Origin of the sequence: Cupriavidus pauculus, from assembly GCF_002858765.1 — a bacterium.
GTDB classification, from domain to species: Bacteria; Pseudomonadota; Gammaproteobacteria; order Burkholderiales; family Burkholderiaceae; genus Cupriavidus; species Cupriavidus pauculus_B.
On record NZ_PJRP01000007.1, the window covers coordinates 101,141 to 126,847 of the forward strand.

A 25,707-nucleotide genomic window follows, 5' to 3' on the forward strand; every position below is an offset into this window, starting at 1 on the left:
GACGAGAAACACGCGGCACAGTTCAAATTGATGAAGACGCAGCACCAGGGCCGCCGGGGAAGCCGGCCCAAGCCTTATCACGGCTTCATGCGCGCTCTCACTAAGCCTGCGGCCGGATGACCCCATGCATTTCGCTTGAGCGACCACAGGCGTAGACTAACTGGCAGTCACCCGTAGCAGGAGCACGCCATGAGCGTAGCGTTCAATCACACGATTGTCTGGTGCCGCGACAAACGGAAGTCAACGCAGTTTCTTGTGAACATTCTGGGACTGCCAACCCCCCTCGAGTTCGGACAGATGCTGGTCGTCCAGCTTGACAACGGTGTCTCGCTCGACTTCTTCGAAAGCGAGGATGCAATTTCCATGCAGCATTACGCATTCCTCATTACCGAAGACGTATTTGATCAGGTCTTCTCCCGTGTCCGAGACCAAGGGCTTCGCTACTGGGCCGATCCTGGAAAGCAACGAGACGGCGAGACCTATCTGCACAACGGGGGCCGCGGGGTCTATTTCGAGGATCCTGACGGACATTTACTCGAGGTCATGACTCGACCTTATAAGATTGGATAGTAGGGCTCGTTCGGGAAGAGTGAGATTGCAGTCGCTCAGGCATTCTTTATGCAGCGGCTTGCCCAGTAACGTCGCCCGTCCGACGCAATCTAGACCGCACTCGGGACGGCGCCTGTTATTGCGCCCTACCTCGCCGCCCCTTTGACTACCGGATTACGCTCCGCTCCCGATAACGATTTGGTCTCGCCCTGAACAACCTGGGGAAACCGGTCAAAGTAACCGGCGCAAGGGGACTCGTCGAAGTTTGAGCAAGTCAGGGTAAGTACCCACCCCCGGCAGCCGATGTAGGACTCCGGCTGACAGCAGCACGATGCACGTTGGGCCACCATTGGGGAGGCTGTTCGTCGTCGTGTCGCCTATACCCCTGCCATGTCCCTCCCCAATCCTTCCGCGATACACCCTGCCCCCGAACGTCGGGACATTTTTCGTACCCTTGTTGACACGATTGCCGACTACGCGATTTATCTTCTTGATGCAGACGGCTACATAACGAGTTGGAATCGCGGTGCGCGAAGGATCAAAGGCTATGAAGCAGAGGAAATCATCGGATCGCACTTTTCCCGCTTCTACACCGAAGACGCTATAGCACGCGGCTGGCCAAACAAGGAGTTGGAGTTAGCAAGGCGACACGGCCGTCTCGAAGACGAGGGCTGGCGGGTAAGAAAAGACGGCTCGCAATTCTGGGCAAACGTCGTCATCACGGCGCTATACGACGAGAACACGGAAGTCATCGGGTTCGCAAAGGTGACCCGTGACATGACTGAGCAAATGCAGGCGGCTGCCAAGCTGCGGGAGCGCGAGGAGACCTTCCGTCTTCTCGTGCAAAACGTCTACGACTACGCCATCTTCATGCTCGACGAGACGGGGCACGTCATGAGCTGGAATGCTGGCGCGGCCCGAATCAAGGGATACCGGAGCAACGAAATCGTCGGCCAACACTTTTCCACCTTCTACCCTCCGGCAGACATTGCGGACGGCAAGCCGGAAAAGCTTCTTGAGACGGCCCGTCGTGACGGTCGAGTGCAGGACGAGGGGTGGCGTGTGCGCAAGGACGGTTCCTTGTTCTGGGCGAGCGTCACGCTGACCGCCATCTATGACGAACATCGACAGCTCAGAGGGTTCGCCAAGGTGACTCGCGACATGAGCGAGCGCAAGCACCTCGAGGAAGTGGAGGCTTCGGCCCAGCGCATGAACGAATTTTTGGCAACGTTGGCCCATGAACTCAGAAATCCTCTCGCCCCTCTTTATAGCGCCACCTCGATCATGGAGCGTGCACCTGACGACGTGGCTTTGATCAAAGCCAACCTTGGCGTCGTCGGTCGACAACTCAGGCATCTGACTCGGTTGGTCGACGACCTGCTGGACGTTGGCCGTATCGCAGCCGGCAAACTGGAACTCCGCCGGATGGTTGTGCCGGTCCGCGAAGTCATCACCGCCGCTATCGAGGGAAGCCGGCCCGCTTTCGAAGCGAAGTCACAACACCTTGACGGTTTTCAGGTGGATCCCGATTTCCTCGTTCACGGGGATCTCACGCGTCTTTCGCAAGTGCTTCAGAACGTGCTTTTGAACGCGTCGAAATTTTCACCCGAAGGCACGACCGTTACCTTGGGATGCGAAGTGCTCGGCCACATTGGGCACATTTATGTTACCGACCAAGGTTGTGGGATTGAGCCGGAATCCCTCGATGACATCTTCAATCTTTTCGTCCAGGCTGAGCCTCCCGGCCAATCATCGTTAGGGGGATTGGGAATCGGGTTGTCGCTCTGCAGGTCGATCATCGAGTTGCACGCAGGCTCCATCAGTGCCGCCAGCCCTGGGCGAGGCCTCGGCAGCACACTTACCATTCGATTGCCAATCGTGACTGAAAACCAGACCCCGGTCGAAACGATCGCCCCAACACCCGCCACGTCGCTGCGAATCCTCTTGGTCGACGACAACCGCGATGCCGCGGACAGTCTGGGCTTGCTGCTCCAGATGTTCGGTCATGCCGTAGAGATCGTCTATGACGGCGTATCAGCGATACGCAGCATTGCCAGCTTTACGCCTGAAGTCGCCATCATTGATATCGCGATGCCGGACATGGACGGCTTTGAACTGATTACGGAACTCCGAGAGTACGGAAAACTCAGCACGACGCGTTTTTACGCGCTGACAGGCTTCGGTGAACCAGGAATCCGGGAGCAAATAGAGAGCGCCGGCTTTCATGCGCACCTTATCAAACCGATCGACATTGATAAGTTGAACGCGATCCTTTGCGAGAACGCGAACAAGACAGCCTGACATCCGGCGATAACGCCGACTGCCGTCGGTGCGTCAGATCCGGCCGCGAATGGTGTTTTGCATTTGCTGTTGTAATTCCGCAAGGAGTCGTTGCCCTTCCGATGAAGAGGAGGCGGCAGATACATTGGCGATCATGCCGTCGTCCGTCATGATGACAACGAGATGCGGCAGGTCCGGCGAGGGGGGTGTGTATACGGCACCTTTCATCGTTCTCACTCCCAGAATTTCATAAAGTCATGCCCTTCAGCATGCAACTATCTTGCCCGATTCGGGGCCCCCAAATCGTAGTTCCCTAGCGTGCTGGTGCTGCATCGAGCCTTGCACGACACGCGTTCTGCGCCCCGCCGTCGGCCGCGCGATTAGTATGCGCAGTAAAAATCACGTGATGCAAAGCGTGCATCTTCAACTATCCTGTAGTTTGCCCTCGGTCGGCTTGCCAGACACCTGTGACAGGTGAAAGGCCCCGTTCGCCAACTTCCTTTCTAGGGGTGCGAAGTGATCAAGCGCATCACCATTATTGCGGCTTCGATTGCCCTTGGCAGTCTCGCGACGGTCGTGCCTGTCCTGACTAGCCTCTATGTCGCGAAGAAGGATGTTGAGAGACGGGATCGGCTAGAAATACAAGATTTCGCCCGCAAAGCAGTCATGCGCGCGGATGCCGTGACATCTCAAGCGTTCGCCGCCCTCGCGGATCTCGACCGCCAGCCAGGCGCCCCCTGCTCGCCCACAGCTCTCGAACAAGCGGCACGCGTCATCTACAACTATCGATATGTTCAGGATGCGGGGGCCTATGTGGATGGCCGCTATCTTTGCTCGCCTCTACTCGGTGACGTCCGATCGAAGGACTTGACGTTGCCCCCTCCGGATTTCCGGAGCGGTGACGGGTATGTCGTGTGGTTTCGAACAAAAAGTCCGCTCAGCAACGAGCGCAATGACATCCAGATTGGTCGAGACGGCCACTACATTGCTATCGATCGCGGATCCTACGTCGATCTCATTGATCCGGCCAGACGCCCTATTGCGGCAATCCAAACCACGACGGGAACACTCATCGCCTTGTCCACTGGCGCTAACGCAAACGACATGCTTGACGCATGGAGGCACGGCGGGAAGGTGATAAATGAAGAATGGAACTACGCTGTCGCCCAATCTTCGACGGGGCCACTCGCTGTTGTCGTGAAATCCCCTCGGAGCAGCGTCGCAAGGACTTGGCCCAAGCTCTTGGCCGCGTGGCTCTCCATCGGGGTTACCGCGGGCGCGGTGCTTGGATGGTTTGCGTACAAGCGCATCTCGTGGCAGCTGTCATTTCCCGCAACCGTCGAGTGGGCCATTTCGCGACGCAAGATTGAGGTGGTCTATCAACCCGTCATCCGTCTTGCAGACGACGCATGTGTGGGGGTGGAGGTGCTCGCGCGGTTGACCTTGCAAGGTCAACCCGTTTCACCGGACATATTTGTGCGGGTGGCCGAGGAAAACCACCTGATTCAGGCGTTGACGGATCTCGTGCTTGAGAAGGCTCTCGCGCAGCTTGGCAAATTCCTCGTCGCCAATCCTACGTTCTATGTCTCTATCAACGTAAGTGGCGAAGACTTGGCTAGCCTCCGTTTTCTGAACACTCTGACATCCGCGCTTGACGGTACTGGGATCGCGCCCGGGCAGATCCGCATTGAAGCAACCGAACGGAGTTTCTTAAATACTGATGCGATGCGAGAAGTTATTGCCGCGTTCAGGGCGGCTGGCCATCCAATCTATATCGATGACTTTGGCACCGGCTATTCGAGCCTATCCTATTTGCAGACTCTCAAGATTGACTTCCTGAAGATCGACAAATCATTCATCGACACGATTGCGCAGGATACTGCCTCGAGCGTTGTCGCCCCGCATATCATTGCCATGGCCCACGAACTGCGTTTGGAAATCGTCGCGGAGGGCGTGGAGTCTGCATCTCAGGTGGCGTGGCTTCTCGATCAAGGTGTGCAATATGGGCAAGGCTGGCATTACGCGCAAGCGATGTCGCAGGATGCACTGCAGACATGGCTTATCAGCAGAAATCGTGCACCACGCCGAGCCGATGGCCTAGTCGTTATTCAACAACGCGTGGCGGGCCGGCAAGTCGGTTGACGAACGATTGTCAAACCATCTAAGCGATGCTGCATCGAACTAAAGCGGAAAGGAGAATATAGGGGGCACAATGCCTCGTTATGTCGCGTCTTCAGGCTCCAGTGTTCAGCACCGCGGCGGTGGGGGGGGAAACACTGGCGTGGGCAGTCGTTGGGTAGCTCGGGCCCGCGCCTCAGGAGGCTGTCACGAGCGCAGGGCGTTAGCCACGCGAAACGTCAAAGGTAGCCTCAGTGGCTGCCTTTGATCTAGGGAAGAATGCAGTGATGCGCATTGCCGCAAGGGGCTATAGCACTTGGTCCGCCGCGAGCACTCCCGAGGCCGACAATGCGGCGGCAAGCCAGGCAGGCCTCGTCTCCGCTCCGGACTGGATGTTGGCAATACGCCGGCGCTCTGCTTCCAGCTTTTCCGCCGCAAGCTCGAGGATCGTGGCGACCTTCTCGCGCTCAATCACCACCACACCATCTGCATCTCCCACAACCAGATCTCCCGGGTGTACGGTCACCCCGCCGCATTGGACAGGATGATTGATCAGGCCAGGGACGAGCTTGGTCGGACCATTGGAATTCGTCCCGACGGCGTACATTGGGAAGCCCAGTTCGCCGATCTCGTCGCGATCGCGCGCGGCCGCGTCCAGGACAACCCCTGCCACCCCCTTGACCTGGCACTGGTTCGCCATGATTGCTCCCATCAGGGCGCAGGTCTGATCCGCCTTGCCATCGACCACAATGACATCGCCAGGCCTTGCCATCGCAATGGCGGCGTGAATCATTAGATTGTCACCCGGCCGAACCTCAACGGTCAGCGCTGTACCACACACGCGGAATCGACGATCCAGCGGCGCCACTCGACCATGCATGCCGCCACGGCGACCATTGACATCGGCCAACAGTGAGGATGCGAATTGCGCAGCGCGCGCAACGAGTTCGGGCGAAACACGCGCGATATCTGTGACGATGGCGCGAAAATCCAGACTGTCATTCATCGATGGTCCTTAGTTTGCAGTAATGTTGGCGGCCTTAATCACGCCTGCCCACTTCTGCCTGTCGACTTTCAGGAAATCCCGGAACTTCTCGGGCGAGTTCCCCACAATTTCCATACCATCCTGTTGCAGCCGCTGTGCGATATCGGGCTGCCTCAGCACCTGCTGCACCTCCTTCTGCAGCCGTGCTACGACCAGAGCTGGCGTTCCCTTCGGGGCGCATATGCCCGTCCAGGCCACGGGCTCAAAGTCCTTGACGCCCGCTTCGGCAAACGTCGGCACCTCGGGTAAGCCATCCAGCCGATGGGCCGCTGCGACGCCGAGCACCCGCAACTTGCCCGACTTCGCGTATTGCAAGGAACTGATCGGCTGGTCGAAGATGAGCGATACCTGGCCCCCGAGCAGGTCGGCCATGGCCTGACCCGTACCCTTGTAAGGCACATGCACGATATCGACCCCGGTTCGCAGCTTGAGCATCTCCCCTGCCAGATGACCCGCCGTTCCATTGCCAGAGGACGCGTAGTTGAGCTTGCCAGGGTTTGCCTTGGCGTAGGCAATGAGCTCCTTGACGTTGTGGATGGGCAGTGACGCATTGACCAGTGCCACGTATGGCGTATTGGCAATCAGCGAGACCGGCACGATGTCCGTCTGGGCGTCATAGCTCATCTTTTGCAGGCTTGGCTGGATCGACAACATGCCCGTCGTGCAAATCATCAGCGTATGGCCATCGGCCGGGGCCTTGAGCATGGTGTCCGCGGCGATGTTGCCACCGGCCCCCGGCCGGTTGTCGATCAACACCTGCTTTCCCAGCGCTTCGGCAAGCTTTGGCGCAATCAGGCGGGCGACGATATCGTTCGAGCCGCCTGGCGAAAAACCGACAAGAATGCGGATCAGCCGGGTTGGCCAGGCTTCCACCCCAGTGGTGGCGTTGGCACTTGCCGCGGCAAGTGACAGACAGACGGTAACTAGCTTCAGGAAAGCTGGGCGAATCAGGGGGCTGGGCAGGCGGCGCATGATGTTTCGTTTCGTCGTGGTAGAGGAAGGGTTGCGCTGGCGGAACTGTAAGCGGATCTCTTCGGATCTCTGGGTATTTGTGCAGGGTCTTCGGGATGGCGCTATGCAAGCAGGGATTCGGCCGCGTGCGCAATGCGCCGAGTGCCTTCTTCCAGCACCTCCATGCTGGTCGCGAACGAGAGCCGGAAATGCGTGTCGATCCCGTAAGCGGAGCCAGGCAGAAAAGCGATGTTGGCCGCATCGAGCGCAAAGGCCGTCCATTGATCGCTACTCTGGATAGCCAAGCCCTCGCGGGTCCTTCTGCCGAAAATTCCCGTGCATGACGCGAAGAGATAGAAGGCGCCCGCTGGCGGTTCACACGCGATGCCATCGATGCGGCTCAGCGCATCCACCACGAAGTCGCGGCGCTGTCGATACACGTCGCGGTTCGCTGCGATAAAGTCTTGCGGCCCGTCCAGCGCGGCAAGTGCGGCGGCCTGCGCCACTGCATTCCCGCACGATGTGCTTTGCGATTGCAGCTTGGTCATGGCCTTGATCAAAGCGGCCGGTCCGCCGGCATAGCCGATTCGCCAACCAGTCATTGCATAGGCTTTCGATACGCCATTGATCGTCAACGTCCGGTCTGCCAGTTGCGGGCAAACCTGCGCAATGGTGAAAAATCCAGTGCCGTCGTACATCAGGTGCTCATAGATGTCGTCGGTCATGATCCAGACGTGTGGGTGCCGGTTCAAGACTTCGCCCAGCGCGACCAATTCGTCACGGCTATATGCCGCGCCGCTCGGATTGTTCGGCGCGTTCAACATGAGCCAACGGGTACGCGGCGTGATCGCTCGCTCCAGCGCTTGCGGTGTCAGCTTGAAGCCAGTCTCCGGCGTGCCGGCAACGAATACGGGGGTACCGCCAGCGAACAACGTGATGTCCGGGTAGGACACCCAGTATGGTGCGGGAATGATGACCTCATCGCCCGCCTGCACCGTGCACAGTATTGCGTTGAAGATCACTTGCTTCGCGCCAGTGCTGACGATGATCTCGCTGGGCTTGTAGCTCAGTCCGTTTTCGCGCGAAAACTTGCGCGCAACCGCCTCGCGCAACTCGGACGTGCCGCCCACATCCGTGTATCCGGTCTTGCCGGACTGCATCGCCGCCAGGGCTGCCTCACAGATGTGCGACGGCGTGGCGAAGTCCGGCTCCCCGGCCGTCAGGCCGATGACGTCGCGGCCGGCGGCGCGCAATTCGCGCACGCGCTGCCCAGCCATGGAACTGGGAGAAGGTTTGATGCGGTTGAGTCTGTCAGAAAGCGTCAGCATGGCGGTTCACAGGTGGATCGATGGGTGCCAGTATGTGAGCCCCTGCCCCATGCCACAAACGAGTAATAAGACTACTTTGCTATTCCATAACTTCGTGACGTGGTCCATAGTGGTGCTTTATCGCATCCGAAAGCAGAACAAACATGAATGTGACGCTTAAGCAACTAGAAGCGTTCTACTTCAGCGTGACGAGCACGTCGTTCACCGTTGCGGCCGCCAAACTATTCACAACACAATCAGCGGTTTCGAAGCGCGTGATCGAACTGGAACAGGCGCTTGGCGTGCAGCTCGTGCACCGCATGCCCAAAGGCCTGGTGCCTACCCAGGCCGGCGCAAGGCTGATACCGATTGCCGAAGAGTCGATGGCGCTCAGGGAGCGGATCGCGCGAGAAGTCGGCCTCGACAACGAGGTTCGTGGCACGTTTCGCATCGGTGTGACCGAGCTCGTCGCCCTGACCTGGCTCACGCGCCTGCTGCGTGAATTGAAATCGGCGCACCCGGCGCTCGAGATCGAACCAGTCGTCGATGCAGGGATGAACCTGTTCTCCGCGCTGGAAGCCAATACGATTGATCTGACCATCTTGCCAGGGACTTACTGGGGCGATGCGTATCAGTGCGTCGAAGTTGGCCGGGTCGAGGATTTATGGATGGCCAGCCCGAAGCTGGGCATCCCCGATCGCCCCTTGAAGCCCGATGAGCTTGCGGAGTACCCGGTGTTGGAACAAGCGGCCGGATCTGCCAAAAATGCCTTCTATGGTCCGTGGAATCGCGAGCACGGCTTCAGATTCAAGAAGGTGTTTTCCACCAACAGCCTCACGGTGTTGCGGGCGCTAACGATCGAGGGGCTGGGCATTAGTCAACTGGCGGTCGACTACTTCGCCTCGGATATTAATGCCGGTCTGTTGCGCGTGGTACGCACCGATCCGATGCCACCTCCCCTCATCTACTCGGCGGTGTATCGGCCATCCGGTTTTTCAAGAGCCCTCGATGTCATTGCGGAAACAGCTGGCCACGTGTGCAATTTCAAGAGAGGCCCCTTTGACCTCGCGGAGAGCCCGATACGTATGATGCGGTGACCCAGCGCACACGACAATCAACGGACCGCTCTGGAGCCGCCATCCTGAGCACGCCTCGTCTTACATGCGGCAGTTGCTGACTCAGCCTAACGAAACAACTCGGTGTAGGACAAGATGCCACGGCCGACGCCGCCTGCTATGACGACCCTGCCGTCCGCCAGCAAGGTTGCGGTATGTTGTTCACGCATTTGCTCAAGACTGCCGACTTGGGACCAGCTTCCAGTCGCGGGGTCGTACACCTCGCTTACGAACAAGTCGCTGCCGGCTGTACCGCCAGCCACCAGCACTCGCCCGTTGGCCAGAAGTGTGGCGGTGTGGAAGTCTCGTGCCTTCCGCAAGCTGCCTGTCGTTGACCACGTACCCGACGCCAGATCGTAAAGTTCAGCGGTTGCGATCGCCTGGGTGCCATCGAAACCCCCGACTGCGAGTACCCTGCCGTCGGTGAGTCGCGCGATGGCGTAGGCATCGCGGGCCTGGCGCATGCTGCCGGTTGGGGACCAGGTGCCCGTCGCAGGATCGTACAGTTCAGCCGACGCCAACGCGACGCCACCGGGTGCCTCGCCGCCGGCTACCAGGACCCTGCCGTCAGCCAACAGCGTCGCTGTGTGCTGCTCGCGTGCCTGGGCGAGACTGCCGGTCTGCGTCCACGTGCCTGTGGCCGGGTCGTAGAGTTCTGCGGAAGCCAGTCCTCCTTGGCTGCTGCCCTGACTCTCGCCGCCTGCCACCAGTACGCGACCGTCGCGCAACAGTGTGGCGGTGTGACTATCGCGCTGCTGGCCCAGGCTGCCGGTCTGCGACCAACCGCCGGTGGCGGGGTCGTAGAGTTCGGCCGAGTTGAGCGCGTTCCCTCCACCGGTGCCGAATCCCCCCGCCACCAGGACTCGCCCGTCGGGCAGAAGCGTGGCGGAGTGCGCTTGCCGGCTCCGCGCAAGGCTGTCGGTCCGTGTCCAGCCGTTCGTGGACGGGTCGAACAACTCGGAAGAGGACAGAGCCTGCTTCCTGTTTCCACCCGCCACCAGGACTCGCCCGTCGATCAATAGCGTGGCCGTATGCCGGGCGCGCCCCTGGTTCATGGCATCGGCGGGTTGCCAACGACCGATCTGGACTGCGGCCACCGTCAGGGCGATCTGCGCGGTGACGCTGCCGGCACTATTGCTAGCGGTAATGACGAACGTCGTCTGGGCCAGTTCTGCAGTGGGCGTGCCGCTGATGACCCCACTCTGCGTGTTGAGGCTCAATCCAGCCGGTAACGCAGGGGATACCGAAAACTGGGTGACTTCGCCGCCGGAATAGGCGGGCTCGTTGTACGTGATCGGCGCGCCAACAATGTATTCGGGAAGCGGATCCACATAGACGAGGCCAACCGGCGGCACGGCTACCGCAGCCACTTCGATCGTCAGCAGGGCCTGGACACTGTCCACGCTGTTGGTGCCCGTCACCGTATAAACCGCCGATGCGGTCACTGCTGTGGGGGTGCCAGTGATGATGCCGGTCTGAGTGTCAATGGCAAGCCCCGCCGGAAACGCCGGCGACACACTGTACTGTGTGATTTCGCCACCCGTGCTGATGGGCGTATTGGGCGTAATCGAGGCGTTTATCGGGTAAATGATCGATCGGTCCAAGTAGTCCAGGCCATCGGGCGCGATGGGAACGTCCTTGACTTCGATTTCGACCCGGGTGGTCGTACTGCCCGCAGCGTTACTCGCAGTGAGCGTATAAACCATCGCGTGGCTACTGCCAGTAGGCGTACCGCTGATCGTACAATTCTGGGGATTGAGGCTCAGACCTGGCGGTAATGGCGGAGAGACCGTGCATTGCGAAATAGCGCCCCCGCTGTTACTCACGGTCTCAGCGACGATGGGCACGCCTATGGCGTAGATCGGCGATTCGTCGCGCTCGACCAGACCGGCTGGTGGAGTCAGGGCATTGGTCGTGCTGCCTCCACTATCGCTGCCGCCATTGCTACACCCTGTCAAGATGATTGCCAGAGGCATGAGCAGAATTGCCAGCCAGCGCAGTTTCTCCATTTCGAACTCCGGCCGCTACTTCAACGTGATTAGCATAGATCACGATAAGTAAGAGCAGCGAGGAAAAATGAACGGAGGCGAATCTCTGGCTCGCTCGCTCCAAACACGGCGGCACACTCTGTCAGTCGGAGCCCCTCGGCGGCGGAACGGTGACTGCCTCACCGCGGCACGCGTGTGAGCCTCAATGCGCGCGGCATACAATGCGCTACCTGAAGATCGGGGATTGCGTTGGCGAACAGGCGATGCATTGAGTATCGGGCAGGTAGTAGCGTCTGATTGCGAGGCACCTACGACCATCGACCCCGACTTGCCTCGGCTACTTGCAGTGCGCCGGCGCGCAACTAGACTCAAGTAGCACACGCCGCATTCATCTCGGGGCCGCGGCGCGTGCGCACCATGCCAGTTCGTCTCCTGTACAAGCGTCGTTCCGGACGGCTCTTGAAAAGCCTGGTGGGGATCTTTTTCTTGTGCGGGACCCTTGCTTCAGCGCAGCATTCTGTGCCGCCAGATATTGCGCCGAAGGCGCGCACCGCCCAAGCAACCACCCAGCCAGCCAATAAGCCCAGCGCAGCGACGGCGCGCAAATTCAACCTGGCCACCAAGGCGTGGAAGGGCGACTTCGACGCGATGCTGGAACATCGGGTGATCCGTGTACTTGTGCCCTACAGCCGCACCTTGTATTTCGGTGACCGGGGCCACGAACGCGGATTGACCGCGGATCTGGTACGCGAATTCGAGAGATATTTGAACAAGAAGTATGCTGGCAAGCTCGGCAAACGTCCGCTGACCGTCATTATTATCCCGACCACGCGCGAGCGACTGCTTCCTGATCTCGCTGCCGGGCTCGGCGACATCGCCGCCGGCAACCTGACGGAGACGGACGAACGGCTGAAACTGGTCGACTTTGCTGCGCCGCGCGACCAGAAACCCGTGCGCGAACTAGTGGTAACAGGCCCCAGATCGCCCAACTTGAATAGTCTCGACGATCTTGCCGGCCAATCCGTGCATGTGCGCCGCTCCAGCAGCTACTACGAAAGCCTGGCCGCCCTAAACGACAGCCTGCGGCGCTCTGGGAAGACGCCGATAAAACTGGTGCTCTTGCCCGATGCGCTTGAGGATGAAGATGCACTGGAAATGCTCAATGCCGGACTCCTGTCTATTGTGGTCGTGGACGACTGGAAGGCGGCCATGTGGGCGCAAATCCTCCCCAAGATAAAGGTCCGCAACGACCTGATCCTTCGCAAGGAAGGTTATGTGGGTTGGGCCTACCGCAAGAACAGCCCCCGGATGCGGGCGGCACTGGACGACTTCAACATCAACCATGTCAAGAAGCACGGCCTTGCTGCATACAATCTCAAGCAATACATGCGTCGAATCACGCAGATCAAAAACAATGCCAATGACGCGGAGTACAAGCGGTTCGAGCACGCCTTGAGTCTCTTTGATAAGTACGGGAAGGACTACCAGTTTGACCCACTGATGCTTGCGGCACAGGGCTTCCAGGAATCGAAACTCAAACAGGATGCACGAAGCCGTGTCGGCGCGGTTGGCATCATGCAGATCATGCCGGCTACCGGCCGGTGGCTTGACGTTGGCAACATCCGGGAAGCAGAAGCCAATATTCATGCGGGTGCCAAATACATGGACCTGCTCATGACCCGCTACTTCCCCGACTCGCATTTTTCGGATGAGAATCGCGCACTGTTCGCCTTCGCTAGCTACAACGCGGGGCCGGCGAATATTGCCAAGATGCGCAAAGAAGCGACCGCACTCGGACTGGACCCGAACAAGTGGTTCAATAATGTTGAGATTGTGGTGGCCGAGGAAATCGGCATGGAAACTACCACGTACGTTCGCAATATCTACAAGTACTACACTGCCTATCGATTGCTGCAGGAAAGGCGTATTGAGCGCGAACGCGCGGTCAAGGCGCTTGAGACAAGCAATCGCTAAAACCTCTGCAGCCTAGACTACCACTCGGCAATCTGACAGGGGTGCATCGGCCCTCGGATCAATGAGAGCACAGGCCCCGCCCATCCGTGTGTCATAACAGCGCCTTTCCGCGAACGATAGATCCCCCATGGCGTCTGCCTAATCGTTGAGCAGTACTCGCAAACGGCGGCCACTAAGGTCCCGCCGCGGGTTTTCCACAGATTTATCACCGTAGATTGGGAAAAACTTCTTGCTGGTGCAACGGATGTGCGTTGCGTTTTCGGCGCCAAGTCCCTCGCACAGAATGCTGCGTGAGACACGCTGCAGTTCCTTGTGGTTTCGTCTGTAGGACCACGGCGCCCGTCAGCAACTGCGGATCACCAGCAGATCACAGGCATCCGCTCCACGAACCCTCGTGTATTGGCACACCCGGATAGTTGTCGCGTAGCCAGTCATGCGCGGCGGCGTGCGTCGGAAAGCGCAGCTCGGGCACCATGACGTTCCCGTTTTCACACAGCAGTAAGACGTGCCAGCGGCTATTAAACGTCTGCAGAATTACTCGCTTCGCATTGATCGCATGGCTCATGGTTCAAGGGCATCAGCCAAACAAGGGACGGTCCCCGATTCTCCGAAGCACCCGCGTGCCGTCGCAATAGTCTGAATGCAGTAATTTTCGTGCGAAGAGCCAGAGACCGGGACTATTCGTCCGCCATGGTAAGAAACATGAGGCCAGGTGAGGCTGGGGATCTCCCTTATTCACCCGCGTCGACCCCATTTTTCCAATCACCACCCAGTGCCAGCAACAGCGCCACACGCTGATTCAAATGATCGGCCTGCACATTGATGAGATCCATCTCGGCGACCACCAGCGCGAGCCGTTGCTGCAACAGAATCCGCGTGTCCGTAGCACCAATTTCGGCGCGTGCGTGGGCCCGCTGAGCTAGGACTCGGCATTCATCCACTCTGGCTCGCAGTTGGCCGGTGCGCTCAGCATAGCCGAATTCGGCCTGCAGACCTGCTTCTACCTCACCCAGTGCCTGCAAGGCAGTGTTACCGTAGGCGATAAGCGCTGCACGCTCTTCCGCGCTGTAGTAATCCACCTTAGCCTTGAGTTCCCCACCCATAAAGATCGGCGCAAAGAACGATCCATTGAGTCCCTTGATCGGACTGCTGGCCTGATTGAGCAGGAACACATCGCTTCGGATGCCGGTAATGGCAGCGCTAATCGAAATCTGCGGCAGGCGCGCTGCCTCGGCCGACTGACGCATATCGAAGGCCGCGGCAACACGGTGCGCTGATGCCTTCAGGTCGGGCCGACGCTCGACCAGGTTCGCCGGCAAGCCCGCAGCCGGGGCCGGTGGCATGGCCGGCAGCTCTGAACTTGTAGCGATTTCCCCGGCAGGATAGCGACCCAACAACAATTCCAGCGCTTGTGCCGCTTGGCTTCGTGCCAGTTCGGCTTTTCCGATGGCGTCACGTTGGAGACGAAGTGCATTGCGCGCTTCTAGCAGTTCGGTCTCCGGTGCCACCCCGATCTCGACGCGTTGGCCAGTGAGGCGCACCAATTCTTCAAGAATCGTGGCGCTTTGCCGCAGCCGAACCTCCAGTTCAGCGTTCTGAATCAACGTGAACCATGCCTTGGCAGTCGTCGCCGCAACGACGCGCTGGGCCCAGAGATAATCATCCTTCGTTGCCGCATATTGCGATTGCGCAGCGCGCGACTCGGCGCGAATGCGTCCCCAGAGATCGATCTCCCAACTCGCGCCGATCGACAGGATCTGCGTTTCGGAGTTGCCCGCCCTACCCTTGACGCCCGCGCTCGGGAGTAAACCGCTGCGCTGGACGGCAACGAGCGCCTGAGCTTGCTGCACGCGCACTGCGGCCACGCGGAGATTACCGTTGTGCGCCACGGCTTCCCTCACCAGTCTTTGCAACTCGGGATCATCGAAGGCAGCGAGCCAGCCATTGGCATCGACGCCAGTCGCGCCCTCGTTCACCCACATGGCTTGCCCTTCGAGCGCCGGCACTGCCTGGCGTACAAGATTTGCGCCCTCGGGTGCATTCTGCAGCGCGCAGCCGCCAAGCAAGGCGACCGGGAGCGCCAGCAGCAAAGTCTTTCTCAGTTGAAACGACGGCATGGACTTCTCTCTTCCAAATTACTGGAAATCTACGATCGAGCAAACCTAGTGAAGCTTGAGCACCAGGTAGTTAAGCTTGGAACTCACGCGCAGGAAGACCATGCGGATGATGTGAAGCATCTCCATGTGCTTCGTATAGATCGCACCTGCGCCGACTGCGCCCACCGGCAGCATCTGCCCGTTCGATTCACCCCGAAGGTCCAGCTTGACGGCGAAGCGGTTCGGCGCCACATCGGTCGCGCCGGTGTTTGGGATCATGCCGCCTTGCGAAAATTGGCCCTGCGATTGTGCCCAGATGATCGAATTCACTTCCGCCTTGATGATCTCCCCGGGCCGGGTCGGCAGATAGATTTCGGCGCGATCACCAGCCTTGACGTTGTAGAGTTCGTTCTGTCTGTAAAAGGCAACGACCTCCTGCTGATCCTCGATATAGCTGAACGCCGGTGCGAACGGGAAGGGTACGAGCATCGTGCCCGCGCGCACCTGCAGGTTCACAACCGTCCCGTCGGAAGGTGCCCGATAGACGGTCTGCCCGAGCTCCCACCTAGCGTTCTCGAGCATGACTTCCGTTTCCGCCCGCTTTGCGCGAGCGGTCGCAATGGCGGCAAACTCGCCTCGACTTTTGGCGGACAACTTCTGCCGGGCTTCATCCTCGACGGCCTGCGCGCTGACCAGCTCGCCTTCCAGTTCACGTTGGCGCGTCAGCGCATCTTCTCGGTCGAACTTCGACCCTGCCCCTGCGGCAAGCAGCGCGTCAAATTCCTTGACACGTTGCCGGGCAAGCGCCAGTTTGGCCTGTACGGTGCTGACCCGTCCCGCCGCACCGCGCACCGATTCACCAAGCTGGCGCGCCGATGCCTCGGCTTCGGCGAGCCCAGCGTCGTCGGCCATCAGCCTGCCCTCGAGTTGCCTGACCGAGGCTTGATAGGGCGTCGGATCTATCCGCAGCAGGACATCCCCTTTCCTGTAGTGCCGGTTGCCTTCGGCCGCCAGTTCGACAATGCGGCCGCGGACCTGTGGCACGACCTGCAGCACCTTGCCCATCACCCGCACATCATGAGAGGACGGGGCCACCACGTTGAGCGTGAGGACCAACGTTGCCATCGCCACCACGGGAATCGTGAACACGATGACCATGGACGTGGTGTTCCAAGGCAGCCAATTGAACTTGAAGAAGATGAGCCATACGGCCAGCGCGTAGACACCAAGCAGCAGCGCATCCATTTAGATTCGCTCCTTTCCGGCGTGCATACCATCAGCAACGCCCATCATTGGCGATGACGCCGGGGTATCGCGACTCGTTGACTCGCGAGAGATCGGATGCGCCGCTACCTGCGTCGACGCCGCCGTGCCATGGGCAGGCGCGTCATCGTCTTCCGGCGCCAGATCGGTGCCATACGCAGCTCGGTAAAACACGGGCTTCGTGTGCGCCCAGAGCCAAGCCAATGGCCACAGCAGCCCCCCAAAGAACAGTGAAAGCAGGCACAGCGAATGGATAGCCTCCTTCTGTGGATGCCGCTTACGACGGGCGATCTTCTCCGGCCAGATATGCAGCATCCAGAACAGATAGAGCGCTGCCGCAGGTACGAAGATCAGCACCACCCAAGAAATCGCATTGGCGGCGGTCTCCAGGGCTTTGCCATGGAGTACGGATGCGAAAGCAGGGCGACTCAATGCCAGGAGGCCAATGCCCGCCAGCAAATCGGGGCGTAGTTTCATCGGTTTGTCTTAAAAGGAGCGTTGACGCTCGATTGAACAATGCGCCACCCGCTCAGGAGCCAGTTGCCTCGTTGCGCGGACGACCACGGTGGGCCTCGTCGCGAGGGTTTCTGCCGTGTCGGTGGGATGGTGATGCGTCTTCGTCGTCGTAGGCGGGACCATCGTCGGCATACAGAAGGTTGTACTTGCTGCTGGCGGGATGGTCCGCCGCTTCACAGACCGCGGGCTTCGCACTCCCTGCAATTTCCGCGCACGCATCGGCCCGACCTCGCAGACCTTGCGAGTCCATGCCGTGTGAGACTTGTGCGTACGCTTGCCCAGCGCACGCGAACAGCAGCGCAATGCCAAAGGCCCGAACGGCCGGACGGCAGTCGTTGATCATGTTGCAAGTTCCTTCGATTGGATTCGGATGCTATCGAGGCGCGGCAAGGCCATCCCCCGACTGAGCGCACACGTTATGGCATCTCGCCGGCCGCGGCTATCAAAGGACTTCGAAAGTGCCAGTACGCGACATCAATCCGCAAGCGGGTCCGATTTTTCGAAGTTCTTTGATAGCCCCCGTGGCACGACAGCCCTACCCTTTCCCGTTGTCGTTTACCACTCGGGTGTAGTCCAGCTCGCCCGACTTGCAGAACTCAATGAATGTTGTTTCTTCGATCGTCACGCGCCTCGTTGCAGTGGCTGCCGCAAGTGCACTGTCCGCGTGCGCAATCCCCAACGCCGAAACCTTAAGCCCATTCCAGGAACCATGGCCGTGGGCCAGGATCGTTGCCGTCAATCGCACTAGTCAGGACGTGTTAGCAGTGCGCGCCAGCAGTTGCGAGACCGGCCCCGCGCCGCGGCAATCCCAATCCACGCCGTCGTTCTGCTTCCTCGGCAAGAAGCCAGAGCGCCCCATGGCAATCAGTTGGACCAATGACCGCGCTGGCTCGCAACACACCGCCACGGTACCGGTGCCGCCCTTGTGGCCGGAGGAACCCCGCTCCCATGATTTGACGACAGGCTACCTGTGCGTGCTGTTGCGCGACGATTCGCGAGCGAGCCTCGTCGTCACCGCCACTGCGGAAGCCTGCGCTGTTCTTTAATTGCCACAAGTGGCTTGCGGGGGTCCGAAGACTTACGTATCGCGTCAACATGGGCCGCACATTTCTGGGCGGCCCATCTGACAACGCTTATTGCACCGAGGCTTATTGCACTGAGTATCCCCGGCCTGTCATACAGGCACGCCAGGCTTGCCAATACGATGTCATCGCCCAGTCATTATTGGCCTGCGTCTGCGCACTCGCGGCAACGGCCTGTCGGCGCTGCTGGCGATGGGCTACACCACCCGCGATCGTTCCCATCGCCGCGCCTGCGGCGGCGCCCTTGCCCGCGTCGCCGCCGATCGCGCCCACTACGGCGCCCGCCGCAGCGCCGCCCGCCGCGCCACGAACACGCTCGCCTCCGGGAAAGATGACCGGCGCGGGCATGCTCGCAACACTGTACGGATCGGTGCCGGTCTGCCGTGTGGCCCAGCTGTAACACGCACCATCGTCATTGGATTGTTGATACGCCGACTGGCCGCGCGCCGGATAGGCGACAGGCTTGTGGAGCATGACCTGGGCGTGCGCGACTCCGGTCGATCCGGGTACCACGCCTGACATCAGAACGAATGCCGTACACGCAGCAAGCACAACGTCTGGACGATTACTCATGAACTCTCCTGATGAGGTACCAGGATCCGGGCATGCCGGGAGGCCGGTGCCCCGGCCGCCGACGCAGCGCCGCCCGTCCCTGGTCGATGAAGGAATGCCCACTCGGGGAAGCGGGCAAACTGCGGAGTCTTGCTTGGAAATTACCCAAGACGGATGCCTACAAGAGGGTCCGTACCCGTCCCGTCAATGCTGACGGCGCAAGGGCTTCATCACAATCACAGGAATTGGAAAAAAGGCAGATGGGCGTGCCGGCAATACAGCTAGACAGTGGACAGACACATGCGCAACTGCCTGAGGCTTTGTGCGATCAATGCAGACTGAAGTTCGATCTCATCATCCCAGCCCTGCGCACCCTCAACGTATTGCCTCAGGTCTTCGCACAACGCCTCCAGGCCTGACGGTCCAACGACCGCTAGGCCCCCAGCGATGCGGTGTAGCAGTGTGGCCAGCCGGGCGACGTCACGTCCCGCCCGAATTTCGCCATACTCATCGATATCCACCCCAACCTGCATGACAAATGCGTCGGCATACCTGGCGGGAATCTGCGGCAATTCAGGGAGGTCGTCATCAGGTGATGCGACCGCCCGCCCCGCATCATCATGGCTCCCTGCACCGTCGGCGCGCGCAAGGATGGACGTCAGCGCAGCAAGAGATACTGGCTTTGTCAGATAGCCTGTGAAACCTCGCGCGCGTCCTTCGGCGACATCCTCGGGGCGTGCGCTCGCGCTTACAGCATAGACGGGGATGTCGATACCGGATCGCCTCATCTCCCGAAGCAGGTCGAAACCGTTCATGACAGGCATGTCGACATCGGTCAGGACCGTTGTCATGCAATTCGCTTTGAGTGCCTCCATGGCCTCGAAGCCATTGCCAGCGGCCACCACGCTCGCACCCAGCGCGAGAAGCTGGTCACGCAGCAGATTCCGGTTGAGCAAGTTGTCTTCTGCGATGAGAACATTGTGACCTGCAAGCGGTGATTCGGGTCGCCCGGTAGGGCGTTCCGTGTCCGTTTCCAATGGCTCGGCGCCAGTGATGACTGCCAACATAGCACCATGGATCCCCGCGAGGCTAAAGCTCGACACCTCTCGGCTGCCGTCCGGCCGAGTCATCGCAACCAGCGGCCCCAACTGCCTTAGCCAGATCACGGAGTCCGGCTTCGTCCACCAGGCAAGGACGTGCTCTGGATCAAACCCTTCTGTCACGAGCAGGCAGTCATAACTGTGCGCATCCACGGGCGTATCAAGATTCGAGCGCGCCGATGGTGGGTGTGCGCCCCATTCAAAGTGGTTCAGCAATCCCTCGATACACTCGGCTTCACGGGCCAACATCAGCGTCTCGTTCGGCGGCAAAAACGGGCGCCGCGGGGGCATCACCGTGTTGGACACGCCGAGTGGCAGACGGACAGCGACGTGCGTTCCCACGCCCAATGTGCTCTCCAGCAGGATGCGGCCACCCATCCGTTCCACGAGGCGTCGGCAAATTGACAGGCCCAACCCGGTTCCCCGGGCCGGGGCGATCCGATTGTCGGCGACCTGGGAAAACGGTTGGAAAAGTCGGTCCTGGTATGCATCCGGAATGCCGATACCTGTATCGGCGACGACGATCTCCAGATTTCCTTCCCGCCATTGCGCCCGCAGGACAACCTTGCCCACTTGGGTAAATTTGAACGCATTGCCGAGCAGATTGTTGACGATTTGCGCCAGGCGCACTGGATCAAGATCGAGTTCGGCGGGAACTCCGCTATCGTAGACCGTCAGGAAACTCAAACCGCCCTGCGCGGCAATCGGCGCATGCGCGATCGCAATGCGGCCGAGTAGCGCGGTAACGGAAACGGGTTCCGTCTCGATGCTTATTGCCCCCACGTCGATCTTCGAGAAATCGAGCACGTCGTTGACGATCTGCAGCAGCCCCTCTGCCGACACCTGCATGGCGGCCACCCGCATCTGCTGCTCCGGCGCAAGACGTCCCAGCGCGACGAGCTCCATGTTTCCCAGCAGCGAGGCGAGCGGCGTGCGAATCTCGTGGCTCATCGACGCGAAGAAAGCCACTCTGGCCCTAGCGGCCGCCTCGGTCGCGAGTCGGGCTTCGTGCAGCAGACGTTGTGCGCGGGCGGTTTCCGCGTACGTGCCGGTCAGGAAGCGATAGTTCCAGTAGCGGTACACGGCGAACAGCAGCCCAAGCAGCGCGGCAGTGATCGCGCCGATGACAATCAGCTCGCCCGTCATTTCCCGAATCTGATGGCCAATCGGGAGCGCGAAGATCAGATGTCCGAAATCCGTCACCAGCGGTGGGCGGCGCATCGCCCAGCCATAATCCTGGACCCAATGGAACATGCCGTCCGGACGGGCCTCCAACTTGGCATCCAAATGTTGCGCGTTGACCCGTGTGCCGGGCGTGACCAGCGGCGCGCCAAGGCTGTCGAACACGATCGGTTCGGGAATCGACAGGTTGGGCCCCGCAGGCCGCAGTAGCTCATGCAACGGGATGCGCGTCAGCACGATCGCGTAGAGCGTATCGCCCTTCGCGACCAGCGATGCGCCAACCATCTCCGGCACGGAGCCAGTCGCACTCGCCGTTACACCCAGCCATTCGACGCGTTTCTCCCTCGCGGCCCGCAGAACATCCATATCGCGACTTCGGAAACGATTGAGGATCACCCGGGTGATGACTGCAGGTGCCAACGGCGGCGGTACCGGCCACGCCCCCGAACCGGATGCATCAGGCGATTCATACCGGTACGTCGCGCCGCTCGTTATCGAAATCATTTCGATCGACGGCCTCTGGCTCGCAGCGATCAGCGTACCGACCGACTGATCGCAGCTCTGCTGCAGCAGATCGTCGGCCGGCACTGATGGAAATACCTGCGTGCAAAGGCCGACGTGACTAGTCGGCGAGCGCGGAAGCGCACCATTGGCGCCCAACTCCAGGATCAGATTGCTCGCCGCTAACGTGCTCCGACGCTCGAGAATGGCATCGACGACACCCTGCTCGTATAAGCGGGCCACCTGCTCCTGGGCGCGCAGCGAGCCATTGAGCCTCACGACCACGCCAGCTGAGGCGATTGCAACGGCCAGCAGCCCAAGCAACCCGATCACCATTGCGAAGACGCGACGCTCTCGCTGCAGATTCCGCGCAACGGCGTGGAGGTCAGGCGACGGCTCGAACGTGCTCTGAATCATGTCAGCCCGTTTTCGCGGGCGTAGGTAATGAGATCGGCGTTGCTGGCGATGTTCAGCTTTCGCATCGCCGAGCGCTTCTGTGTCGCTACGGTCGCCAGTGTGCGACGGAGGTATCCGGCGATTTCGGTGACGGTGCTTCCCGCGGCGAACATCCGCACCACTTCGATTTCTTTCGGAGACAGCGCGCTGGCGCCTGCGCCTGCCAGCGCGCCAATGCTCGACATACTGGCCGATACTCCCGGCGACAGGCGCGGACCCCGGCCGGCGATCGCATCCATGCAGATCTGCCGCAGGATGCCTGGCGCCTCATTCTTGCCCACGATGCCTGCGATACCCATCTCACGGATGCGCGTAAGGAGACCACCGTTGGTCAGCATTGTAAAGACGACGATCGGCGTATTGGGACTGGATTGTTTGAGTCGTTGGATCAGGCGAAGCCCGTCATCGCTCTCGCCGGATCGACCCATTGTGAAGTCCGTCACAATTAGGTCGGGCGTGTGTTCCTCCAGTGCAGCGAAGAGCTCCGCACCCGAAGCGCACGTTGCGGAAACCTTCATATTCGGGATCTCGCTTAGAGTTGCCTTCACAGCGAGCTGAATCACGGGATGATCGTCCGCGATCACGGCGGACACAGTATGCGGGGGCATGCGGGATAAATTTCTATCCCCAAATCGGCGCCAAGAGGGTATCTCCTTTCACCGACCGTACTGGGATGTCCGACTCTGAGCCGAGATATACCTTCGTCTGGCGGGACATGGCGTTGGCGCCTTCAGGGGGATCAGCCTGTAAGGGCTCCCGATTGTACCGATTGGTCCACGGACCCGTTTTACAATTCGGGACAGTTATTTGACCAATCGTCCCACGGATTTTCCTGCGAACTGGGAATTTCCTTCGTAGCGCTGTGACCGCGGGTGGCAAGCTTGCAGCGCTTCGGCCTGCGGTGTTTCCTTGTGAAGGATGCCAACTGCGCTCGGTCTGTACGATCGCCGGCACGACTCGTTTCGCCCCCCTACAAATATGCTCTATTAGCCACAATTACAGAGGAACTCGAACATTTGGCGACGCGATCTCCATCACTATGGATGCACCGTCCCCCGGGAAGCTCAAACTCGGTTTTGTCGATTCTGCGTTCGGCTTGCGCGGTACGGTAATTGGCGACTACGCGAACGCTAACAACAACGTTACCGTCAGCGGGGCTCGTCGCAGATAGCGCAGATCCGCCGCCCGCCGGCGTTATCGCCAAACTGGCCAGCATGACGCTGGCCTTCCGAATGGACTTGGACGGTATCGCCGGGGAAATCGCGGGCGTGCTGAACCATTCGCGGGAACATGCCGTTGATAGCTGGGTGGCGATCAGCCGGCCGGGCATTGCACCGACTGCCCCCTCATTCCTGCCACATTTGATGAAGCCAAAGACTCATCAGGCCAGCGCGCCCGCGCACGCCGAGTTTGCGGTAAATAGAGGTAATGTAGGAATGCGTGGTTGACGCCGCCAGCCCCAGCCGTTCGGCAATCTGCTTTTCGGCCGCTTCCGTCAGCAGTAAGTTCAGTACCCGGCGTTCATGCGGGGCCAACGCCTCGACGCGTCGTACGTGATCGGACGATTCGCGTCGATGGGTAGGCATTTGCCGCAGGGTCGTGACATCGCGCGCCACGCCAATCCGCAGTTCATGTGCCGGGTGCCATTGCGCCGACCATGAGAGATGCGCGTCGCTACCGTCGCGCTTTCGGTACCGATTCTCGAAACCCCTGCGCTTGCTACCCGCCAGCACCCGCTCGGCCTCCTGCCTAGTCCGGTTGCGGTCGTCGGGCACCACAAGATCTAGCACCAACTGGCCGATCAGGTCGCGCTGGGAAAAGCCCAGGACATCTTCACACGCCGTGTTGACATAGCGAATACGCCCGGTCAGATCCACCAGGAAAACCGTATCTGGCAACGAATCTGCGAGTGCGATCGCACCCGTTTCCTTCAAAATCATCATGTTTTGGTGGCGGAGTTGGCAGCGTTGCGACGAGGCGACAGCCGTGCGCACTGCGTCACGGTCGAGTACCCTGCGGGGCAAGCCAGCCTTTAGTCTTGCGCTCTCGGTCGGCACCCTTTGCCGGGCGAGAAGATAGCGCAATGCCGCGGTACCTCCTATCCGAAATCATTCATCCTGCGAAATGGCCACAATTTCCAGACCTACAGCCGAGCCCCCCAACCACGGCTGGCTGGATGTTTTGACGTCCGATGTCGACGATGCCGCGTGCATCCAACGCCAGTGGATGCAGATGCAATACGACCAGCTCGACCGCGGATCCTTCGCAGGCCGCTTTCGTATGTTGCGCACCGCTCAGTCGCTTGTGGTAGCGGAAATGCAGAATCGGACCGTGCTCAAGCAGCAGCATTCACCACCTGGCTACTGCACAATCAGTTTGGTCCGACGGGTGGCGGGTCGGGGGCGCTGCGGGTTGGACACCTTGTCTGGGCAAAGCATCGGGTTCATGCCGGGCGCCAGGGACTACGAGGTCCAACTTCCGCCCAGTGAGATTCTCTACTTCGGTTTCGACGAGAGTCGTCTGGTCCGCGCCGCCGATGTCATGGGTCACACGCTACCCGGGCACGGCAAGCGCCCGATTTTCCTTGACGGGCTCGATGCCGCGTCCCTCACCAACATGGCCGATACACTCTTGTGGTTACCCAACAACCTGGGCAACGACGCGGCCGCGAACGTCAACCGTGCTTACCTGGACGATGCAGTGCTCGCACGTGCGCTGGACATCCTCGTTCACACGCCATCCGATGGTACACGGCTTCACGCACTCGGCGCGCAACGCATCACGCAACGTGCAAGGGCGCTGATCGACGACAGTCCGCACGAGCCCTGGACCGTATTGACGCTCTGCGAGGCACTGCATGTCAGCCGCCCCACGCTGCAACGCGCATTCTTGCAAATGTACGACATGTCGCCGCTGGCATGGCTGCGGATCCGTCGCCTGAATGGTGCGCGACGCGCGTTACAGGCAGGACGCGGCAGCACCGCAACGGTCTCCGCGATCGCCATGCACTGGGGTTTTTTTCACCTCTCGCGGTTCGCCAAGGACTATCAGAAATTATTTGGCGAGCTACCGTCCAAAACACTGGGCCATCGCTAGCGAGGCGCTACGCCTCTTGATAGCGGGCGTTACACATCGCTTCATAACACGCAAGGCTCGCAAACAGCGCCAACCTCAACCGAAGGAATCTTTTGGAAGAGTGAGTTACGAGAACGACGCATTTCAGCGTCGACTACTGCGATAGCCGCGTAACTTAGCAAGGGCCGAAACGCCCGGATGGAAAGCCTCTGGCGCCGGTGCGATCTAATTGAAATAACTTAGATCAGTCACAAAAAATTTCACTTCCGCAACACGGTCCTAATCGGAAGTATTGCTGTTGGTGAGTACTGCCGGACACGGTATTTTGCGGGCGCCAGGCATCGCGTCGTTAACGCCGCCACGGGCCAGCAGTTGCCTGGAGTGAGTCATGGGAAAGCGCAGCAACGCCAACCGACGGAGCGTTCCCCCGATACCCGTCAGCCCGGTGGCCGGTGTCTCCGTCGGTATGCGGGCGGGCGCGACGTTTGCGCGTGCATCGCGCCAATGGCTTTCGGGCGTTCTCATACTAGGCGTGGCGGCCGGGCTCGGCGCCTTGG

The 25,707-nt window shown here is 60.1% G+C and carries 20 protein-coding genes; 7 read left to right on the forward strand and 13 right to left on the reverse strand.

Annotated features, from left to right (window positions below; translation table 11 throughout):
- Positions 1-189: 189 nt before the first annotated feature.
- Together CYJ10_RS16370 and CYJ10_RS16375 are read left to right on the forward strand one after the other, a co-directional pair.
- A complete protein-coding gene (locus tag CYJ10_RS16370) occupies positions 190-570 on the forward strand; it encodes a VOC family protein (RefSeq protein ID WP_101682549.1) in 381 nt (126 codons plus the stop codon).
- Between the two features lie 369 nt (positions 571-939).
- Positions 940-2,850 (forward strand): PAS domain-containing hybrid sensor histidine kinase/response regulator, encoded by a 1,911-nt coding sequence (locus CYJ10_RS16375; protein ID WP_101682550.1) that lies wholly within the window; start codon positions 940-942, stop codon positions 2,848-2,850.
- Positions 2,851-2,883: 33 nt separating this feature from the next.
- On the opposite strand, the gene CYJ10_RS34150 is transcribed toward CYJ10_RS16375, so the two are convergent.
- Positions 2,884-3,057: a hypothetical protein gene (locus tag CYJ10_RS34150; protein ID WP_180862958.1), complete on the reverse strand. Its 174-nt coding sequence runs from the start codon at positions 3,055-3,057 to the stop codon at positions 2,884-2,886.
- A 288-nt stretch (positions 3,058-3,345) separates the two neighbouring features.
- On the opposite strand from CYJ10_RS34150, the gene CYJ10_RS16380 reads away from it, so the two are divergent.
- On the forward strand, positions 3,346-4,971 hold the full coding sequence (locus tag CYJ10_RS16380; protein WP_101682551.1) for an EAL domain-containing protein: 1,626 nt from the start codon (positions 3,346-3,348) through the stop codon (positions 4,969-4,971).
- A 283-nt stretch (positions 4,972-5,254) separates the two neighbouring features.
- Here CYJ10_RS16380 and CYJ10_RS16385 read toward each other — a convergent pair whose 3' ends face one another.
- From CYJ10_RS16385 to CYJ10_RS16395, 3 genes are all read right to left on the reverse strand, one after another.
- Positions 5,255-5,953, reverse strand: coding sequence for an RraA family protein (locus tag CYJ10_RS16385; RefSeq protein WP_101682552.1), 699 nt, complete (start codon positions 5,951-5,953; stop codon positions 5,255-5,257).
- Positions 5,954-5,962: 9 nt separating this feature from the next.
- Entirely contained in the window at positions 5,963-6,964 is a 1,002-nt protein-coding gene (locus CYJ10_RS16390) for a Bug family tripartite tricarboxylate transporter substrate binding protein (protein ID WP_101682553.1), read from the reverse strand.
- Positions 6,965-7,065: 101 nt separating this feature from the next.
- Positions 7,066-8,271 (reverse strand): pyridoxal phosphate-dependent aminotransferase, encoded by a 1,206-nt coding sequence (locus CYJ10_RS16395; RefSeq protein WP_101682554.1) that lies wholly within the window; start codon positions 8,269-8,271, stop codon positions 7,066-7,068.
- Positions 8,272-8,414: 143 nt separating this feature from the next.
- On the opposite strand from CYJ10_RS16395, the gene CYJ10_RS16400 reads away from it, so the two are divergent.
- Positions 8,415-9,347: a LysR family transcriptional regulator gene (locus tag CYJ10_RS16400; RefSeq protein ID WP_101682555.1), complete on the forward strand. Its 933-nt coding sequence runs from the start codon at positions 8,415-8,417 to the stop codon at positions 9,345-9,347.
- Between the two features lie 86 nt (positions 9,348-9,433).
- Here CYJ10_RS16400 and CYJ10_RS16405 read toward each other — a convergent pair whose 3' ends face one another.
- Positions 9,434-11,374, reverse strand: coding sequence for a kelch repeat-containing protein (locus tag CYJ10_RS16405; RefSeq protein WP_101682556.1), 1,941 nt, complete (start codon positions 11,372-11,374; stop codon positions 9,434-9,436).
- Between the two features lie 396 nt (positions 11,375-11,770).
- Here CYJ10_RS16405 and CYJ10_RS16410 point away from each other — a divergent pair, with 396 nt between their 5' ends.
- Positions 11,771-13,327, forward strand: coding sequence for an MltF family protein (locus CYJ10_RS16410; protein ID WP_101682557.1), 1,557 nt, complete (start codon positions 11,771-11,773; stop codon positions 13,325-13,327).
- 731 nt (positions 13,328-14,058) lie between these two features.
- Here CYJ10_RS16410 and CYJ10_RS16415 read toward each other — a convergent pair.
- The 4 genes from CYJ10_RS16415 to CYJ10_RS33775 are packed head-to-tail and all read right to left on the reverse strand — an operon-like array spanning position 14,059 to position 17,545.
- A complete protein-coding gene (locus CYJ10_RS16415) occupies positions 14,059-15,444 on the reverse strand; it encodes a TolC family protein (RefSeq protein ID WP_101682558.1) in 1,386 nt (461 codons plus the stop codon).
- A gap of 45 nt (positions 15,445-15,489) precedes the next feature.
- Entirely contained in the window at positions 15,490-16,668 is a 1,179-nt protein-coding gene (locus CYJ10_RS16420; RefSeq protein WP_101682559.1) for an HlyD family secretion protein, read from the reverse strand.
- Positions 16,669-17,163: a DUF3302 domain-containing protein gene (locus tag CYJ10_RS16425; protein WP_101682560.1), complete on the reverse strand. Its 495-nt coding sequence runs from the start codon at positions 17,161-17,163 to the stop codon at positions 16,669-16,671.
- Between the two features lie 52 nt (positions 17,164-17,215).
- Positions 17,216-17,545: a hypothetical protein gene (locus tag CYJ10_RS33775; RefSeq protein WP_146002055.1), complete on the reverse strand. Its 330-nt coding sequence runs from the start codon at positions 17,543-17,545 to the stop codon at positions 17,216-17,218.
- A 256-nt stretch (positions 17,546-17,801) separates the two neighbouring features.
- Between CYJ10_RS33775 and CYJ10_RS16430 the strand changes: the two genes are divergently transcribed.
- A complete protein-coding gene (locus tag CYJ10_RS16430; protein ID WP_101682561.1) occupies positions 17,802-18,248 on the forward strand; it encodes a hypothetical protein in 447 nt (148 codons plus the stop codon).
- A 102-nt stretch (positions 18,249-18,350) separates the two neighbouring features.
- Here CYJ10_RS16430 and CYJ10_RS16435 read toward each other — a convergent pair whose 3' ends face one another.
- From CYJ10_RS16435 to CYJ10_RS16450, 4 genes are all read right to left on the reverse strand, one after another.
- Positions 18,351-18,857 carry a glycine zipper family protein gene (locus CYJ10_RS16435; protein WP_101682562.1) on the reverse strand — a complete coding sequence of 169 codons (507 nt, stop codon included), beginning with the start codon at positions 18,855-18,857 and terminating at the stop codon, positions 18,351-18,353.
- Between the two features lie 260 nt (positions 18,858-19,117).
- Positions 19,118-22,036, reverse strand: coding sequence for an ATP-binding protein (locus CYJ10_RS16440; protein WP_101682563.1), 2,919 nt, complete (start codon positions 22,034-22,036; stop codon positions 19,118-19,120).
- Positions 22,033-22,683, reverse strand: coding sequence for a response regulator transcription factor (locus tag CYJ10_RS16445; protein ID WP_101682564.1), 651 nt, complete (start codon positions 22,681-22,683; stop codon positions 22,033-22,035). The genes CYJ10_RS16440 and CYJ10_RS16445 overlap by 4 nt, the downstream gene beginning before the upstream one ends.
- A gap of 738 nt (positions 22,684-23,421) precedes the next feature.
- The gene (locus CYJ10_RS16450; protein WP_101682565.1) at positions 23,422-24,018 is read right to left on the reverse strand and encodes a PAS domain S-box protein; all 597 of its coding nucleotides are present in this window, start codon (positions 24,016-24,018) and stop codon (positions 23,422-23,424) included.
- A gap of 181 nt (positions 24,019-24,199) precedes the next feature.
- Here CYJ10_RS16450 and CYJ10_RS16455 point away from each other — a divergent pair, with 181 nt between their 5' ends.
- Complete coding sequence (locus CYJ10_RS16455; RefSeq protein WP_101682566.1) at positions 24,200-25,171, forward strand: helix-turn-helix domain-containing protein; 972 nt, start codon at positions 24,200-24,202, stop codon at positions 25,169-25,171.
- Positions 25,172-25,707 lie beyond the last annotated feature (536 nt).